Origin of the sequence: Rickettsia asembonensis (assembly GCF_000828125.2) — a bacterium.
GTDB classification, from domain to species: domain Bacteria; phylum Pseudomonadota; class Alphaproteobacteria; order Rickettsiales; family Rickettsiaceae; genus Rickettsia; species Rickettsia asembonensis.
The window spans coordinates 1-17,574 of sequence record NZ_JWSW01000004.1; the positions used below are offsets into that span (position 1 = coordinate 1).

The following is a 17,574-nucleotide window of genomic DNA, read 5'->3' on the forward strand; positions in this document are numbered from 1 at the left end:
GTGCTGTAAAGAGAAATAACATGCAAGATAAGAATTTTGACCTTGATAAATATTATACAAAAATTAGAGCACCTTTTGAAAGAGTATTTTCACAAGATAATAAACGTGTCAGATATATTGGTATTGTCAAAAATCAATTCTTTGAATTTATGAAGGCTATATGTTTTAATTTGAAACGATTAACCGTTTTAACGGTTAGCTAATATTATCATAGATAACACATAGATAGTAACAAAATTTCTACTAATTTTGTATATACTGACCAAAATTTATCTTAAATTTAAACACAAATTTTTCTAAAAAAATATCCTTCCTGTAATTCTCTGTTTAATTCCTTATCTCTCAACACTTCCATTAGGGTATCTTTATAAAAAATATAAATTTTCTAATTTTGTAAAAGCTATGGAATTTGCAAATAAGATAACTGAAATTGCAGAGCAGGAAGCACATCATCCCGATTTAACTATATCTTGAGGAGCATGTAGTGTGGAAATATGGACTCATAAAATCGACGGTCTTACGGAAAGTGACTTTATATTGATAGAAAGTATTAATTCTTAAGTAAAAAGAATAATAGCAAAAATCACACAAGTATCAACAGCTAAACGATGATTTCTTATTAAATTAATTGAATTATAACAATAATCTTAATAATATTTAATAATAAGGCATGTTTATAATAAACATAAGGTAACATTATGCCAAATTATCATATTAAATTTTTACCAAATATAGTTAATTTAATCGGTTATTTTTGTAGACTTATTTTATTACCAAATTTAATATCAGCTGATTCTAGTGAAAATAGTTATGACCAAAGCCTTAATAGAAATAATGTATATTCTGTACATTTAAAACCTTTTTCTAATAGTTCTACATATTTTTTAGATGAGCATCCTGAACATACCTTTGTACATATTGCTGATAAAAAATATATTTTATGTGGATTGGTTAGAGAACTAAAATTTGCGTTTGAAGATATAAATTCATGGTTTTTAATGCCGGAGGCTCAAATTGATACGGTTAATTGGGAAACTGAAACAACAACAAATCACTGTCTAAGTAATTTTATTATAAACTTATTTCATATAAGAGAAGTAAAAGATTTTATTGCTAATATAACTATATCTAACCTAGTAAATGTATTTACTGCACATATAATCGGTGATAATAATTATAACTTTTAATAAAGAATGATAGTACATATTATATGATTGAATCTAGTTGCGATAAAGATATTAGTTTATTGTCTAGAGGAACAAATGAATGTGTTGTATTTACTTTAGGCAATGATACGGATACTTCATTATTTAGTGCTATAAATGAATTAATTGAAGGTGATAGAGAGGTAAATAGTGCTGCTACAATACTATATTTATCTGTATTACAACAGCAGTAACATTAAGTATATTAGGCGTAAGATACCTGGCTAATAAAATTAAGGTACATATAAATTCTGATTACCATGATGATAGTGATCAATATAATATATGTTTAGGTCAAATAGAGGATCAAGAGGCTCTAAATAATTAAGTATACTCGTTTAATTTGAAAAATTGGCTACGTTATCTTTTGCTGATAATCCTCACATACTAGTATGTACGCTGCGTTTATCAGCTTCAAGATGCCTTGCTCTTTTCCAAATTAAACTTCGTCTACCAACTCTTCATTTATGAGAGATATATATAAAATTTTTACTGAATTAATGATTCAAATTCTTTTACGACTGCTTGATAAAGTTTCCGTTTGAAAGGAATTATAATAGATAATAGTTCGTCAAGTGATGTCCAACGCCATTGGTCGAATTCCGGATTAGAGGTATTTATATTAATATCTTCGTTATTTCCTGTAAATCTAATTAAAAACCAGCGTTGTTTTTGTCCACGAAAATTACCGTTCCACAATTTAGGTATTAAAAAGCTTGGTACATCATAACTATACCAGCATTTGCTTTCGGCAATAATATATCCTTTATCGCTTCCTATTTCTTCTAACATCTCACGCATTGCTGCAATACTTGGTGTTTCGCCGGGAACTATCCCACCTTGCGGCATTTGCCATGCAGATATTTTTGTATCTATTCTTTTACCGACGAATATATGGTTATCGGCATTTAATATCATCATGCCGACTCCTGGTCTATATGGTAAATCAAGATGTTTTTTGAAAGAATTTCTCATTATTTTTTTACTTTAAAAAATCAATTATAATTTTACTACTTTATTTTTACCCGTTGTTTTAGCTTCATACATAGCTTTGTCAGCACGTTCAATAAAAGATTCTATTGATTCTTCTTTTTTATATTTCGTAACTCCGATTGAAATAGTTTTTTTTAAAGGTTCAATTTGATCTTCAATGTGAAAATCCATATATTCTATTTTAACTCTAACTCTTTCTGCAGTTTCAATTGCTTTAGAAATATCTATATCCGTTAAAAGTATAGTAAATTCTTCACCGCCGAATCTTGCTATTAAGTCTGTTACTCTGAGAGTATTCTTCAAAATACGGGATACAATCGTTAAAACCTTATCGCCTGCTTGATGACCGTAAGTATCGTTTACGTGTTTAAAATTGTCGATATCGCACATAAGTAAATATAATTTAATACTTTCTTTATTAGCTTTCTCAATCATTTGTTTGAGGTGTATATCGAAATAGCGACGATTAAATAAGCCGGTTAAGCCGTCTTTAGCTGCTAAATTAACACTTTGTTCAAGGTCATTACGTAAATTATCTTGATATTGCTTACGCCTTAATTGTGTTCTAATTCTAGCAAGTAATTCGCTTTCCTCTATAGGATAAATGAAATAATCATTAATACCGAGTTCAATACCTTTCACAACTAAAGGCATACCGTCTTCATCAATTTGTAAAATTATTACCACGCCGCTTATTTCTGCTTTACCTCTTAAAATAACACTGATTCTCAAAGGATCTTCATTTTCGAGCGTACTACTGATAATTACTAAATCGGGTGTATATTCATTTATAATATCTAATTCATCGGAATTACTTATTACCTTTACGTTTTGGGTAATCTTAAGTAACATTTGTTTTATATTTTTAGCTTGTACTACATCATCATTAATTAGTAATATTTTTTTATCTGCAAAAGTGTCATGCATTTCGATATTTGTTACGCCTAATAATGCATTAGTGCTATTACGAAGCTTTAACTCATCAATTAAGCTTTTCATTCTAGATAGCGATTTAAGTCTTACAAATAGAGCAGTATCGTTAATCGGCTTTGTTAAAAACTCATCAGCACCTGCCTCAAGACCTTTAACTCGATCATCAATATCAGAAAGTGCAGTTACCATTACGACCGGTATATGAGTAGTTTCCGGATCGGTTTTTATCGTTTTACATACCTCAAATCCATCCATTTCCGGCATCATAACATCAAGTAGTATAATATCAATTTTTCCTTTTTTAAGAATTGCTAGTGTTTCTTTGCCACTATTTGCAGTAAGAACCGTATAATACTCTTTTAAAAGTTTGGCTGTTAGTAACTTAATATTGGTTTCTATATCATCTACTACTAATATTGTGGTCATAAGATTAAATTCTTGTTTTTAAAGGAAATAATTTGTATATTTATACTTTAATTTTAAGTCTTAAATGTATAATATATGAAAATTTTAGCAAATTCAATTAGAACAGGTAACATATTAGTTTATAATAATGATTTATGGGTTGTAAGCAAAACACCGGAACATACTCAACCAGGGAAAGGTGGAGCTTATGTACAAGTTGAGATGAAAAATTTAAAAACAGGGACAAAACGTAACGAAAGATTCAGTTCTTCCGATTATTTAGAAAAAGCCGAACTTGAACAAAAAGATTATCAATTTTTATATTTTGAAGGTGATGATTTGGTATTGATGGACACCAAACATTTTGAACAAATAAATGTTCCTAAGGAAATTTTAGAAGAAAAATTACCTTTCTTAACTGAAAATATGATTATTAAAGTCGAATTTTATAATGAAAAGCCTTTAAATATTGAGCTTCCTCCAACTGTTATACTTGAAATTAATGAAACTGATCCGGTAATAAAAGGAGCAACCGCTACCGCTTCTTATAAGCCGGCAATTTTAGAAAACGGTATTAAAGTTAAGGTCCCGCAATATTTAGAAGTAGGAGAAAAAATTGTTGTTAAAACTGATGATATGACATATGTCGAAAGGGCAAAGTAAGTTTAATGTCATTCCTGCGAAAGCAGGAATCCAAAAAAAAGTATAAATATAACAAGTTTTTAAAACTAAAAGCTCGATTTATCTCGCTTTATAATGGATTCCTGCTTTCGCAGGAATGACATCGAGTAGATTTTTCGAACCATGCAACAATGCCGATTTATCCACGGTATGACGCTGTAATAAATTAACTATTAAAATAAAATGCAACCTATAACTAATTTATTAATTAATGCCCTGCGTAAAGCAGTTAAGTTTTTGCATAGAGATTTTTTAGAACTCGAAATGCTGCAAAAAAATTCTGTAAGAAACGAAGAATTTTGTAAGCGATCCTATTTAAGATTAAAAACTTTATTATGTGAAGAATTACAAAAACATACACAATATTTATTTTTTCCAGAGGATCAGTTTGATTTAAATAATAACTATGAGAGTGTCTTTTTAATTAATCCTATAGATAGTCCAAATAATTTCGCTAGAAGCATACCTTTTTTTGCGATATCCGTAACTTATTTAAAAAGGAATCAAGAAGTTTTAACTCCTACTTCTACAGTAATATATTTTCCTGCTCTTAATGAAATTTATTATGCTGAAAAAGGTAAAGGAGCTTGGATAGAAAAAAATAATTTAAACTCTAATTATCAAGGATTAAGACTTAGAGTTTCCGATAATGCCGATTTAAAAAACTGTTTAGCAATTATTGAAGATGTAAATCATAATGATTCGGAGGAAATAGAGGTAGATAATATTAGATCTTTTGGCTCTCCTTGCTACGGAGCTACGCTTGTAGCATCAGGTAAAGCGGATTTAATATGTTTATCATTATTAAATTTTACATTATATTATGCCTTTGAGCTTCTTATTAAGGAAGCAGGCGGGATAATTATAGATTCTAACAATAAATTTATATATTCAAATCGTTATATTACTAAGAAACTTAAAAAATATTAGAGGTTATATGTATCAGTTATTTTAATTGATAATTAAAGAGATTTTATAGCGAAAATTAATAAGATTTTAGAAGGAATAGTAGTTCCTATTTCAAGAAAATCTTATAATTTGTAGCAAAAAAGCATTTAATTAGCTTTAAAGTAACTGATACAGTAACCTCTTGGACAGAAATTATTTTAGATTTGCATTTTTATTGTTAGAATATAATAATATTAATATAATTATTAATTCATAAAGTTATGGCACATTATAAAGAGTTTGAATTTGACTGCGATTTTGGTGGACAAAGAGCCAAGTTTAAGTTTTATATAGGTACGCCTCAAGAAGGGCATCATCCACTACAATTTCAAGCAAAATGGTTATCTGACGAAAGAGGCGGTACTATTCCTGATGAGGTTATGAAAGCAATATCACAGCTAAATGATCTTGCCAAAAAAAACGGTGTTCCACTTCCGGATTTATGCGTATATGCTCTTGGTTCTGCTCAAGAAGCCCAGACTACACCTCAAGAAGAAGATAAAAATGAGAGTGAGAACCAAGAGGATAAAGCAGAGCAGGCATAGTTAAAAATAATAAGGAGATTCGTAGAGATTAAAATGAAACAATATAATGATTTATTTAAAATTATTCACCGCGAAGGATATATATTTATTGCTAGCTTTGCATTAGTAAGTTTTTTATTAGCATCATTTAATGAAAAACTTGGCTGTATTGGATTTATCGCTACTGCTTGGTGTATTTATTTTTTCCGTAATCCTGATCGCTTTGTGCCTATAAGTGATGATCTGGTAATAAGTCCTGCAGACGGAATAATTCAAGAAATTAAGGAAGCGTTGCCGCCCCCGGAATTAGGTCTTGGTGATGTGGAAATGATTAGAGTTAGTATTTTTCTAAATATTTTTAATGTCCATGTTAATAGAATCCCGGCAAACGGAAAAATTTTAGCACTTCATTATAATCCCGGAAAGTTTTTTAATGCTTCACTTGATAAAGCTAGTATTTATAATGAGCGTCAGTCAGTATTAATGGAAACTGATCAAGGGCAGAAAATTGTTTTTGTTCAAATAGCCGGACTTATAGCAAGGCGTATAGTTTGTGATTTAGAAGAGGGTAATGAAGTTAAAACGGGCGAGCGATACGGTATAATTCGTTTCGGTAGCAGAGTAGATGTTTATCTACCGTTGAAAACAGCTTTATTAGTGAGTAAAGGGCAGACTGCTATAGGTGGTGAAACTATCATTGCTGATTTTGGACGTAAAAAGACGGCAGAATTTAAGTTTGAGAGGAAGTAGTCTCGTAACTTCAAGGTCGTCATTGCGAGGAGGCATTGTTGCGTGGATGCCCAAACCGTCATTGCGAGGAGCGAAACGACGTGGCAATCCAGAAAAATAATTAAAAAAATTCTGATATACAGAATTTTTTCTTCCTTGCTTCGTCGAATTACTGCGTAATTCTTCTTGCAATGACGAAAAATCTATCCACGCAACAATGCCTTGCGAGGAGCGAAGCTTTGCTGTAATCTTATCAAGTATCCTGAGATTGCGGACGTATAAAACTTATAGTTTTTCCTCGTAATGACGTGATAAATACATTTTGAGTATAAAAATTGTTAAAAATTCGTAAATCTATAATAACTAAGCCTGTACCTCTAATAAAATTAATTCCTAACTTTATTACGTTGCTTGGTTTAGTAACCGGTATGAGTTCTATAAAATTTGCTTTGGATAGCAGATGGGAACTTGCGGTATATTGCATTATAGTAGCGGCAATTATTGACGGTATCGATGGTAGAATAGCAAGGATGCTAAATGCAGCTAGCCCATTTGGTGCAGAGCTTGATTCATTATGTGATTTTGCTAATTTCGGTATAGCTCCTGCTTATTTAATATATTTATGGTCTTTTCAGCAATATGAATATAAGGTATTTTCATCAGCAGTAATGCTATTATTTATAGTGTGTATGGCACTACGTTTAGCTCGCTTTAACGTTGGTATTTATCAACCGAAACAAGATAAAAAAACTGAATATTTTTTTACCGGTGTACCTGCCCCATGCGGTGCTTTACTTGCTTTAACGCCTGTAATGATAGATTTTGAAATCGGTACGTTATTAAATATTAATACCCGTACTCACACTATAACAATTAATATATATTTGGCTATTATAGCTTTTCTACTTGCTAGTAGGCTTCCTACAATCTCAACAAAAAATTTGAGTATTAAACCTGAATATTTATCGCTTGCAATGATTTTAGTTGCTATTGTTATTATAAATCTTATCATATATCCATGGTATTCACTGCCGTTAATTGCAGTTATATATATTCTTTCTATACCAATTTGTTATTTTTTTAAACATAGAGGGTATTGGTAAAGTTAATTATGCCGAGTGTATTACAACAAGCTATCGACAAATATAAACATCATCCATTTACTAAATATGTAATTATTATAGCCTTAATAATATTTATTTATTTGGGATATAGAATTTATGTTTGGGCAAATACACAATCCACGGATAATGCTTACATAGATGCAGATATTTCAAATGTTAGTGCTGAAGTTAGCGGTGTTTTAACAAAGTTATTTGTTACCGATAATACTAAAGTTAATAAAGGCGATCTGATAGGAGAAATTGACGATAGAGATTATAAGGCAAAGCTTGCAGCACTTGAAGCATCTATTGAAGCTTGCATAAAAAATATAGAAATTATAGAGCAAAAAATCTCAATAGGGCAGATTAGCCTAGAGCAAGCGTCTGAAAAATTAAAGCTTACTAAAATAAGATTTGATATTGTTTCAACAGATTTTACTAGAGTGCAGGAATTAAATAAGGCAAAATTTGCTAGCTCTAAAACGTTAGATGATTCTAAAAACGCATATCAAAAAGCCAAAACGGATTATAAACAAGCACAGTTAGATTTAGATATATCTAAGCAAAATTTACAACTTCTTGAGCTTGAAAAAGCAGCAGAACAGGAAAAACTTAAAGAGCTAACGGAAAACAAAAAAGTAACGTTAAGGAGCTTACAAAATACTAAACTTATTGCTATGGTACCAGGTATATTCGGTAATAGTAGTTTAGAAGTCGGAAATTATATAGTACCGGGTAGGGCGTTGTTTTCTATAGTTCAAGATAATACTATGTATATTCAGGCTAATTTTAAAGAAACGCAAATTAAGAAATTTAAGTCCGGCATGAAAGTCAAAATTGAATTTGATGCTTTGCCTAAAAAATAATTTACGGGAAGATTCGTAATATCGCTCCTGCTACCGGTTCTAAATTTAGTTTAATCCCACCCGATAATGCTACAGGTAATTTTACTAAAATCGTACAACGTGTACCTATTTTAATAGATTTTGAATCCCCAAATGCTAATCTAGTCCCCGGCATGTCAGCAATAATATCAATCAGAACTGATCAAAAGACATAATTTTTGTCAAAAAATAGATTAATTTAATTTTCCGCACGCAAGAACCTATTAAAAGTATACATTCTAGTATTATTTACTTATTACTTAAAAAGTTATATAATATAAGTAATACTAAAAAGTAATAATTAATATGCAAAGATATTTAGATCCTACAAATGATAGTTTATTTAAAAAAATCTTTCGTGATTTAGAAAGGTTAAAGGAATTTATCAATGCAGTTCTTGAACTACCTGAGGGGTTTAGAATTAAAGAAATAGAATTTATACCTGTAGAGCAAGTACCTATTATTGATAAAGGGAAAAAAGCATATTTGATTTAAAGGTTAAAGATGAAGCCGGTAGCTGGTATATAATCGAGATGCAAAAAAGAAATGAAAGCGATTATTTAAAAAGAGTACAATATTATTCTGCTCATTCTTACGTACAGCAACTGACTAAAGGAATAAAGCATAAAGATTTATTACCGGTAATAGTTATTTCTCTTATTAAGACTAAAATTTTTGATGATGAAGTACCTTGTATAAGTCTTCATAAAATGCTTGAAACTAAAACAAATAAGCAATATTTATTTGATTTTTCCTATGTATTTATAGAGCTTAAAAAGTTTGATAAAGATAAGTTTGATAATACTATAGATGAGTGGCTACATTTATTTAAGTGTGCAGAAAACGAAACTAGTCCGTCTGCAAATATAAAGAGCGAGAAAGTACTAGATGCGTATAATGTAATTGAAATGCACAACCTCATCCCCGAAGAATATGACGCCTATATAAGAGCAAAATTAATGGAAGATGCCGAAGAAATAGCTTTATCTGAAAATTTTGAAAAAGGTAAAGCTGAGGGGAAAGTAGAGGGTAAAGCAGAATTAATACAAATGATGCTAAAACAAGGTAAAACTGTTCAGCAAATAATAGAGTTCACAGGATTATCTAAAGAAGAAATAGAACAGCTAAAAGCAAAAATAGAAAATTCTAAAGCTAGTTGATTAATTATTTACCGCTTAACTCTGTTAATTCTTTTTTTAGTTTTATTACTAAAGTTTGTAATTTTTCAAATTCTTCGCGAGTGACGTAATTACCTTTAAGTATTTTATCCTCAATTATGCCACAGCTTTTATCCGCTATACTATTTAAGGTTTTTTGTGCTACGCTGCTAGCTCCAACGGCTACTTTTAAAATATTATTTGTTTTCATATTACCTCTATAGATAAAGCATGTAAGCCGCTATTAAATTCATCGGCAAGTAAGTTATTAATAGTGCGATGATTGGCAATTAGGCTTTTTCCCTGTAATGTTTCTGCAGCAATTATTATTTTTATATGGCTGTGAATCCCGTCATAATGACTAGCATGTTTATAGCTTTCATCTATTATTTCTTGAAAATGTGGTTTTAACACACTTAATTTTTCTTGTATCCTTTCTATGCGGCTCATATTTTTATTTCATTTACAGTAAAAATGTCCTAATATTCTTAAGTATATAATTTTATGATAAAAATGGCAATGTCGGAATTAATAACGGATTATAAAGATTTACAAGATGAGATAGATAAATTGGAAAAAGGCGTATGTTTTGCTTGTAGATTAGTTAATTGTGATGAAATAGAATTTATAGTGCAGGATAAGCATTTTATAATTGAAGATTTAGATCAAATCATTGAAGATGTAAGCAAAGAACTTAATATTTTTTCAAAGTTTAAGAAAATAAAGAAAGATAGAATATTATTTATCCTAAATACTACTGATTCTGACTTAATCAAAAATTTTGCTAGAAAATTATATTTATTTTCACAGCTTTATATTAATGAACAGAAGCCGGCAATTTATATGAATTGTTATATTGCTAGTATTAAATTTCCAAAAGTAAGTAATAATGCTAAAGAAATTGAAAAAACATTAAATATGTTACTTTCACAAAATAATAATTATTATTACCGTGAATATAGCAGTACAGAACATGATTTGGAAAATATAAGAAAATCTAATCTTCAGCTTAACTTATTACGACAAGCCTTAGCAAAAAAGACTATGCGATTTGCTTATCAGCCTATAATAGATCGCAATACCATGAAAGTTCATTATTATGAATGTCTACTTCGTATACCTGATGAGAACGGCATTTATATTTCCGTAGGTCCTATAATCCCTATTGCTGAAAATAAAGGATTAATTTTTATAATTGATCAAATTGTTTTGGAAATGACTGTTAACGAACTTGCAAGCAAACCAAACTTAATGTTAGCCGTTAATATTTCAAATATAGGAACAGGAGATGAAGCTTTATGGGAAATAGCAGAAAACTTATTAAAAGCTCATAATGTTCGGGACCGTTTAATTATTGAAATTACAGAAACTTCTTTCAATGAGAATTATGATAAAATAACTTTATTTATTAATAAACTACGTAAGTACGGATGTAAATTTGCATTAGATGATTTTGGCTCAGGTTTTACTTCTTTTAAACAACTTCAAAGCTTACCAATTGATATTATCAAAATTGACGGTAAATATGTGCGTAGTATTACAAGTGATGTACAAAGTAGGTATTTCGTAGAAAGATTAATTAAAATTTCAGAAGATTTAGGTATTGAAACAGTAGCTGAATTTGTAGAAAATGGAGAAATAGCTAAATTTTTAATTGATTTAAAAGTCGGCGGGCTACAAGGAAACTTCTATTCCGAAGCAAAGTTCGATAGAACCGATGTCATCCCGTGGCTTGACCACGGGATCCAGAAAAAATAACTTTTATAATATCAATGATTTTAATATTTTAAGCTGGATACCGCGATCAAGTCGCGGGATGACACAGTTAGGGCTTGACAATGTTACTTAAAACCTATATGCAGAACCCAACTTTAAATGATTAAACTTAGATGCTGTTACTTGAATTAAAAAAAACTAATCAAACCTTAGAAACTATACATTTTATAGGTATCGGCGGCGTTGGAATGAGCGGTATTGCTGAGATATTACATAACCTAGGTTATAAAGTACAAGGTTCCGATCTAGTAGAAAATTATAATACTAAAAGGCTTGCAGTCTACGGCATTAAAATATTTTTAGGACATGCCGAGCAGAACATTACCAATGTTTCGTATGTTGTTATTTCATCGGCAATTAATTCAAATAATCCTGAAATAAAAGAGGCATTAGAGCGTAAAATTCCTATTATTAGGCGTGCGGAAATGCTTGCTGAACTTATGAGATTAAAATGTTCGGTAGCAGTTTCGGGATCGCACGGTAAAACCACTACTACTTCTTTAATTGCTTGTTTATTTGAGGCAGCCGGTTTATGTCCTACAGTTATTAACGGCGGGATAATAAATAATAAATCGACTAATGCATATCTTGGTTCAAGTAATTATTTAATTGCGGAGGCCGATGAATCGGATGCGACGTTTATTCATATTCCATCAACTATTGCGATAATAACTAACATTGATCCTGAACATTTAGATTATTATAAAGATTTTGAAACATTAATTGGTGCGTTTAAAAGCTTTATTACTAATTTGCCGTTTTACGGTTTTGCCGTTTGTTGTATCGATCATAAAATAGTTCGTAAGTTAGTAGATGATATTACTGAAAGGAAGATTGTTACTTATGGAATCGATTCAGAAGATGCTCATATTATAGCGTTTAATATTAACACTGATATTGCTTCCTCTACTTTTGACGTAAAAATTAGTCTACCAAATGTATTAGGTACAACGATTATTGAAAAAATTACTATTCCAACGCCCGGAAGACATAATATTTTAAATAGTCTTGCTGCAATTGCCGTTGGGATAGAATTAGATTTCGGTATTAAAGCTATTAAAAACGGTTTCAATAATTTTAAGGGTGTAAAGAGAAGATTTACTAAAGTAGCTGAATATAATAAGGCGGTGGTTATCGATGATTACGCTCATCACCCCGAGGAAATCAAAGCAACACTTGCGACGGCTAAAAATATAGCAAATAAACAAAACGGTAAAGTTATTGCTATTTTTCAGCCTCACAGATATTCAAGAATGCAGCATTTATTTGATGATTTTATGCTTTGCTTTAATGATGCGGATATGATTTATATTACCGATATATATGCTGCAGGAGAAGAGCCTATAGAAGGGATTACAAGCCAAAATTTAGTTGATAAAATTGCTAAGAATAAGCATCACGATAAAGCAAATTTTCTAGCACAGCTAGATGATGCGGTCGGGGTTATTATAGATAATGCAGCTTCCGGTGATATGATAATTATGATGGGAGCAGGTAATATTTCAAGTTTTGCTAATGAATTAGATGGGAGATTATCATCCCGCACTTGATGTCATTCCATAGATACCAAGTCGTCATTGCGAGGAGGCATTGTTGTGTAGACCGATAAAACCCACTGTGTCACCCCGTGGCTTGACCACGGGGTCCATAAAAACAATAAAAAATACTAATTTTAGTATTTTAACTGGATCCCGTGGTCAAGCCACGGGATGACAGAGGTGAAGTTGGTCCACGCAACAACGCCTTGCGAGGATAGGCAAAGCCTCGACGCGGCAATCTCATGAAGCAGTACAAAATTCTTGAGATTGCCGCGTCGCTTCGCTTCTCGCAATGACGACTTGGTATCCGTCACACAAGAAAAAAGATGACAGTAAAAATATGTTAATTTTACCGATAGTAAAAGGCGAGTATAAAAAAGATTATAATTTAAAACATCTGACATGGTTTAAAGTAGGCGGTAATGCCGAAATTTTCTTTAAACCTTTTGATAGCGAAGATTTAGCAAGTTTCTTAATACAAAATAAGCAAAAATTACCTATAACTACTTTTGGTGCAGGCTCAAATATTATTATAAGAGACGGGGGGATAGAAGGAGTTACAATAAAGCTCGGTCAGAATTTTAGTAATATTGAGTTTATAGATGATCATCTAATAGTAGGTAGTAGCTGCCTTAATTATAATTTAGCAAAATTCTGTCAAGCAAACGCTATTTCCGGTTTTGAGTTTTTAGTAGGTATTCCTGGTACTATCGGTGGCGGTGTTGTTATGAATGCCGGTGCTTACGGCTCTGAATTTAAAGATATTATAGTGAAGATTGAAGCGATTGACTTTGCAGGAAATTTTCGAGTATTCACAAATGAAGAAATCGGTTTTAAATATCGCAGTAATAATTTACCAAAGGATTTAATTATTCTCAAAGCCGTTTTTAAAGTAAATAAAGGCGATAGTGAAAATATATTATTACGGATGAATGAAATAAATAACGCAAGATCAGCTACGCAGCCTATTAAAGAGCGTACAGGCGGTAGTACTTTTGCAAATCCTGAAGGACTTAAATCTTGGGAACTTATTGACAAAGCAGGACTTAGAGGCTATAGAATAGGCGGTGCTTCGATGTCAGAACTTCATTGTAATTTTATGATCAATAACGGCGATGCTACCGCTAAGGACTTAGAGGATTTAGGCGATTTTGTCCGGCAGAAAGTATTTGAAGATAGCGGCGTTGAATTAAAGTGGGAAATAAAACGTTTGGGTAGGTATGTTTAAAAATCGTCATTGCGAGCAGTCGTAGTACTTGCGTGGCAATCCAGCAAAAATAATAAAAAAATGCTAATCTATAGCATTTTTTACTGGATTGCTTCGTCAAAACTTACAGTTTTTCCTCGCAATGACGAAAAATAAGTCGCAGGATGACAAATAATATGAAATATCAAATACATTGGGTGGAACATTCTGAAGTCAAAATATTAAGTAGTACCGGTAAAAAACATATAGCGTTAGTAGCGGGCGGTATGTCTGCTGAGCGTGAAGTATCCTTAGTATCAAGCGAAGGAGTTAGTAAAGCCTTAATTGAATTAGGATATAAAGTTACCTTTGTTGATATGGGAGCGGATATTGCGGTTAAATTACAGGAAATAAAACCTGATATTGTTTTTAACTGCCTACACGGTACATATGGTGAAGATGGTTGCTTGCCTGGGTTACTTAATATAATGCGAATTCCTTATACTCATAGCGGCGTGTTATCTTCAGCTTTAGCATTCGATAAAATACATTCTAGGAGCTGGTTTTTAACGAATAATATTAATATGGCAGAAAGTATCGTTGTAAGTAAAAACGATAATATTAGCCATCTCTCCAAACTCGCTTATAGAGAGGAATTTGTAGGAGACACTTCACCTCGCACCGCAGTGTACAAAAATGATTGCGCAGATGCGAGTACCGGATCGACGCACAAATTACCTCTAGAAGTAGAGTTTCGAGAGATGGCAAATGATCCTATGAAACGACCATATGTAATTAAGCCTCTTACGCAAGGTTCAAGTATTGGTGTTGAGGTGATATTTGAGGAAGATGATTTTAACTTTGCCGATTATAATTTCCCTTACGGTGATCAGGTGATAATAGAGCAGTATATAAAAGGACGAGAGTTGCAAGTAGCGGTATTAAACGGCAAAGCTCTTGGGGCTTTAGAAATTAAATTACTAAAGAATCGTTTCTATGATTATGAAGCTAAATATACCGAAGGATTTGCTGAGCATCTTTGTCCTGCTCCGCTACCTGCTAATTTATATGAAAAATTACTTATAGAATCAGAAAAAATTTATAAAACAATGAATTGTAAAGGTCCTGCTAGAGCAGAATTTATTTTAGAAGAGCAGAAAAACAAATTATATGCTTTGGAGATAAATACTCACCCAGGTATGACGCCTTTATCAATAGTGCCGGAAATTGCAGCTTATGCAGGGATAAATTTTACTAACTTAATTGAAGAAATTATAAAGACGGCAAGCTTTGAATCATGAGAAAAAAAACAAGCTCCAATAAAAAAAAACAAACAAAAAAAACTAATAATATCTCATTACGCCGAAAATTAGGACTAATTTACAAAAAAGCAATATTAGGGCTTAAGATTGCTTTAATTATCTTTGTATGTCTATTTGTTTTTACAAAATATTTTGCCGGCATAAAAACCTACTTAACAACAAATATATATCAAACAACAACAAAACTCGGGTTTAAACTTGAGAATGTTATCATCGAAGGACAGCAAAATGTCGATGAGCCTACAATATTAAAGGTTTTAAATGCGAATAAGGGCAGTCCTATTTTTGCTCTTAAATTAGACGAAATTAGAAATAATTTAAAGAAAAATAAATGGATCAAGGAAGTATATGTCAGTAGAAGATTACCAAATACGGTATATATAAAATTATTTGAAAGAGAACCTATTGCTATTTGGCAAATTAATAATCAGCTTTTCTTAGTCGATGAAGAAGGTTATGAAATTAGTAAAAATATTCAGCCTTTTCCTCATTTATTACATGTTGTAGGGGAAGGGGCAAATATCTACGCAGGTAAATTAGTACTAGAGCTACAGAAATATCCGGCATTAATGAATAAAACTTCAGCTGTCGTAAGACTCGGAGATAGAAGGTGGAATTTAAATCTTAAAGGTAATATAAGTATTAAGTTACCTGAAAAAGAGTTTGAAGAAGCATTAAAATATGTTGATGCACTTAATAAAGCAAACAAGCTATTTAACCAAAATTATAAGGCTTTGGATTTAAGGGATAAGAATAAGTATTATATTGAGAAATATTAGTTTCTATATAGCTAAACTGTGTCATACCGTGGCTTGACCACGGTATCCAGAAAAATAACTAAAAATACTAATGTTATTAGTATTTTTAACTGGACCCCGTGAACAAGTCACGGGGTGACAATAATTTACATAAAAAAATGAAAGAGAAAATATCAAATTTTGTGACACTTGATTTCGGTAGTAGTAAGATTGCCGTAATTGCTGCTTATATTAGTAAAAAAGGTGAAATTAAAGTAGCTAGCCAAAATTTGCATCATTCTAAAGGTATTAAATCAGGAGTTATATCAGATTTAAAAAATGCTGAAACTAGCATTGTTTCGGCAATTTATGCACTTGAAAAAGATTGCGGTAAAAATATAAAAAAAGTTATATTATCGTTATCAGGTGCCGATACTAAATCTTATTATATTAATTATACCATTAAAGTTAACGGGCAAACCGTAACGCAGCAGGATATTAAAAAGTTACTACAAAAAGCATTACTTGAGTTTAAAGTTAAAAGCCAAGAAATTATTCATTATTTTCCTCTTGAATTTACTCTTGATAATAATTCAGTTGAGAATCCTATAGGTATGTACGGTAGAGAGCTTAGTTGTGAATTACATATTATTGCAGCTAGTTCAAATATGTTATCAAATATTGTACAATGCTTCGCTAAATGTCATGTTGAAGTCACAAATATTACTCTAGCAATTTATGCTTCTGCTATTAGTTGTCTTACGAATGATGAAAAAAATCTAGGCTCGCTTATTATAGATATGGGCGATAAAACTACCTCTTTCGGCATTTTTTTTGCCGGTAAATTAATATATACGTGGCATGTAAATATAGGTAGTTTTCATATTAGCTCGGATATTGCTAAAGTCTTTGGTATTGATCTTGTTACGGCAGAGAAATTAAAAATTTTATACGGTAATGCAATTATACCTTTATTTGAGAAAGATAGTATTATAAATATGGATGATTTTCAGGTTGATACTCATCATAATTTAAATACTTCCATAACAATTTATAAATTAGCCGAGGTAATAAGAGCGAGAGCCGAAGAAATATTATCAATGGTAAAAGCCGAATATGATAAAGCAACAAAAGGGCAGGTTGAAGTTTTTAGAGTTGTAATTACCGGTGGTGGGTCTCAGCTTAGAGGACTTAAAGAGCTTTCAAATAAAATTTTTGAAAAACAGAGTAGAATCGGTAAACCCGAGATTATTGCCGGTTTTACAGAAGATTATAATCCTGCTATGTATTCAGCAACTATAGGAATGCTAAAAATTCATGCTCTAAAACAGCAAAAAGAATTCGCTCATATTAGACTTGATGAAAATAGTAGCTTCTTTAAAAAAGCTTTCGATTGGTTCAAGGAGAATGTTTAGAGATGTTGTTGCGTTGATCTATAGGTATTGCCCGCATA

The 17,574-nt window shown here is 31.3% G+C and carries 20 protein-coding genes and 3 pseudogenes; 19 read left to right on the forward strand and 4 right to left on the reverse strand.

Annotation, left to right across the window (positions count from 1 at the left end):
* The 4 genes and pseudogenes from SB78_RS00845 to SB78_RS09870 form a co-directional block, all read left to right on the forward strand.
* The coding region (locus SB78_RS00845) for a hypothetical protein (protein ID WP_041077758.1) at window positions 1-203 on the forward strand (203 nt) is incomplete at its 5' end.
* A 154-nt stretch (window positions 204-357) separates the two neighbouring features.
* A pseudogene (locus SB78_RS07460) lies at window positions 358-561 on the forward strand (4a-hydroxytetrahydrobiopterin dehydratase); the annotation flags it as partial.
* A gap of 137 nt (window positions 562-698) precedes the next feature.
* Window positions 699-989 (forward strand): annotated as a pseudogene (locus SB78_RS00850) (hypothetical protein); the annotation flags it as partial.
* 221 nt (window positions 990-1,210) lie between these two features.
* Window positions 1,211-1,399: a hypothetical protein gene (locus tag SB78_RS09870; protein ID WP_199402682.1), complete on the forward strand. Its 189-nt coding sequence runs from the start codon at window positions 1,211-1,213 to the stop codon at window positions 1,397-1,399.
* A 295-nt stretch (window positions 1,400-1,694) separates the two neighbouring features.
* Here the strand turns inward: SB78_RS09870 and SB78_RS00860 are convergent, their stop codons facing one another.
* Entirely contained in the window at window positions 1,695-2,180 is a 486-nt protein-coding gene (locus SB78_RS00860; protein WP_041077760.1) for an RNA pyrophosphohydrolase, read from the reverse strand.
* 24 nt (window positions 2,181-2,204) lie between these two features.
* Complete coding sequence (locus tag SB78_RS00865; protein ID WP_041077762.1) at window positions 2,205-3,557, reverse strand: PleD family two-component system response regulator; 1,353 nt, start codon at window positions 3,555-3,557, stop codon at window positions 2,205-2,207.
* 75 nt (window positions 3,558-3,632) lie between these two features.
* Here SB78_RS00865 and efp point away from each other — a divergent pair, with 75 nt between their 5' ends.
* From efp to SB78_RS07465, 8 genes and pseudogenes are all read left to right on the forward strand, one after another.
* Window positions 3,633-4,199, forward strand: coding sequence for an elongation factor P (gene efp, locus SB78_RS00870; protein WP_041077764.1), 567 nt, complete (start codon window positions 3,633-3,635; stop codon window positions 4,197-4,199).
* Window positions 4,200-4,400: 201 nt separating this feature from the next.
* Window positions 4,401-5,147: an inositol monophosphatase family protein gene (locus SB78_RS00875; RefSeq protein WP_041077767.1), complete on the forward strand. Its 747-nt coding sequence runs from the start codon at window positions 4,401-4,403 to the stop codon at window positions 5,145-5,147.
* Between the two features lie 239 nt (window positions 5,148-5,386).
* Window positions 5,387-5,710 (forward strand): DUF2610 domain-containing protein, encoded by a 324-nt coding sequence (locus SB78_RS00880; RefSeq protein WP_041077769.1) that lies wholly within the window; start codon window positions 5,387-5,389, stop codon window positions 5,708-5,710.
* A 33-nt stretch (window positions 5,711-5,743) separates the two neighbouring features.
* The gene (locus SB78_RS00885) at window positions 5,744-6,439 is read left to right on the forward strand and encodes a phosphatidylserine decarboxylase (protein WP_011271361.1); all 696 of its coding nucleotides are present in this window, start codon (window positions 5,744-5,746) and stop codon (window positions 6,437-6,439) included.
* 314 nt (window positions 6,440-6,753) lie between these two features.
* The gene (locus SB78_RS00890; RefSeq protein WP_008580317.1) at window positions 6,754-7,521 is read left to right on the forward strand and encodes a CDP-alcohol phosphatidyltransferase family protein; all 768 of its coding nucleotides are present in this window, start codon (window positions 6,754-6,756) and stop codon (window positions 7,519-7,521) included.
* Window positions 7,522-7,529: 8 nt separating this feature from the next.
* Window positions 7,530-8,581 (forward strand): annotated as a pseudogene (locus SB78_RS00895) (HlyD family secretion protein).
* A gap of 130 nt (window positions 8,582-8,711) precedes the next feature.
* Entirely contained in the window at window positions 8,712-8,900 is a 189-nt protein-coding gene (locus SB78_RS00900; RefSeq protein WP_041077773.1) for a hypothetical protein, read from the forward strand.
* Between the two features lie 38 nt (window positions 8,901-8,938).
* On the forward strand, window positions 8,939-9,565 hold the full coding sequence (locus tag SB78_RS07465) for an Rpn family recombination-promoting nuclease/putative transposase (protein ID WP_081420881.1): 627 nt from the start codon (window positions 8,939-8,941) through the stop codon (window positions 9,563-9,565).
* A gap of 4 nt (window positions 9,566-9,569) precedes the next feature.
* On the opposite strand, the gene SB78_RS00915 is transcribed toward SB78_RS07465, so the two are convergent.
* Together SB78_RS00915 and SB78_RS00920 are read right to left on the reverse strand one after the other, a co-directional pair.
* Window positions 9,570-9,773, reverse strand: coding sequence for a hypothetical protein (locus SB78_RS00915; RefSeq protein ID WP_041077776.1), 204 nt, complete (start codon window positions 9,771-9,773; stop codon window positions 9,570-9,572).
* Window positions 9,770-10,012: a BolA family protein gene (locus tag SB78_RS00920; RefSeq protein WP_041077778.1), complete on the reverse strand. Its 243-nt coding sequence runs from the start codon at window positions 10,010-10,012 to the stop codon at window positions 9,770-9,772. Before SB78_RS00920 ends, SB78_RS00915 begins: the two co-directional genes overlap by 4 nt.
* Before the next feature lie 54 nt (window positions 10,013-10,066).
* Between SB78_RS00920 and SB78_RS00925 the strand changes: the two genes are divergently transcribed.
* From SB78_RS00925 to ftsA, 7 genes are all read left to right on the forward strand, one after another.
* Complete coding sequence (locus SB78_RS00925; protein WP_041077780.1) at window positions 10,067-11,320, forward strand: EAL domain-containing protein; 1,254 nt, start codon at window positions 10,067-10,069, stop codon at window positions 11,318-11,320.
* Window positions 11,280-11,411: a palindromic element RPE4 domain-containing protein gene (locus SB78_RS09005; protein ID WP_146624987.1), complete on the forward strand. Its 132-nt coding sequence runs from the start codon at window positions 11,280-11,282 to the stop codon at window positions 11,409-11,411. The genes SB78_RS00925 and SB78_RS09005 overlap by 41 nt, the downstream gene beginning before the upstream one ends.
* Before the next feature lie 40 nt (window positions 11,412-11,451).
* Window positions 11,452-12,888 carry a UDP-N-acetylmuramate--L-alanine ligase gene (gene murC / locus SB78_RS00930; RefSeq protein ID WP_041077781.1) on the forward strand — a complete coding sequence of 479 codons (1,437 nt, stop codon included), beginning with the start codon at window positions 11,452-11,454 and terminating at the stop codon, window positions 12,886-12,888.
* Between the two features lie 328 nt (window positions 12,889-13,216).
* A complete protein-coding gene (murB, locus tag SB78_RS00935) occupies window positions 13,217-14,104 on the forward strand; it encodes a UDP-N-acetylmuramate dehydrogenase (protein ID WP_041077783.1) in 888 nt (295 codons plus the stop codon).
* Between the two features lie 155 nt (window positions 14,105-14,259).
* Window positions 14,260-15,363 (forward strand): palindromic element RPE1 domain-containing protein, encoded by a 1,104-nt coding sequence (locus SB78_RS09545; RefSeq protein WP_041077855.1) that lies wholly within the window; start codon window positions 14,260-14,262, stop codon window positions 15,361-15,363.
* Window positions 15,360-16,163, forward strand: coding sequence for a cell division protein FtsQ/DivIB (locus tag SB78_RS00945; protein WP_041077785.1), 804 nt, complete (start codon window positions 15,360-15,362; stop codon window positions 16,161-16,163). Before SB78_RS09545 ends, SB78_RS00945 begins: the two co-directional genes overlap by 4 nt.
* A 137-nt stretch (window positions 16,164-16,300) precedes the next feature.
* Window positions 16,301-17,536 (forward strand): cell division protein FtsA, encoded by a 1,236-nt coding sequence (gene ftsA / locus SB78_RS00950; protein WP_041077787.1) that lies wholly within the window; start codon window positions 16,301-16,303, stop codon window positions 17,534-17,536.
* Window positions 17,537-17,574: the final 38 nt, after the last annotated feature.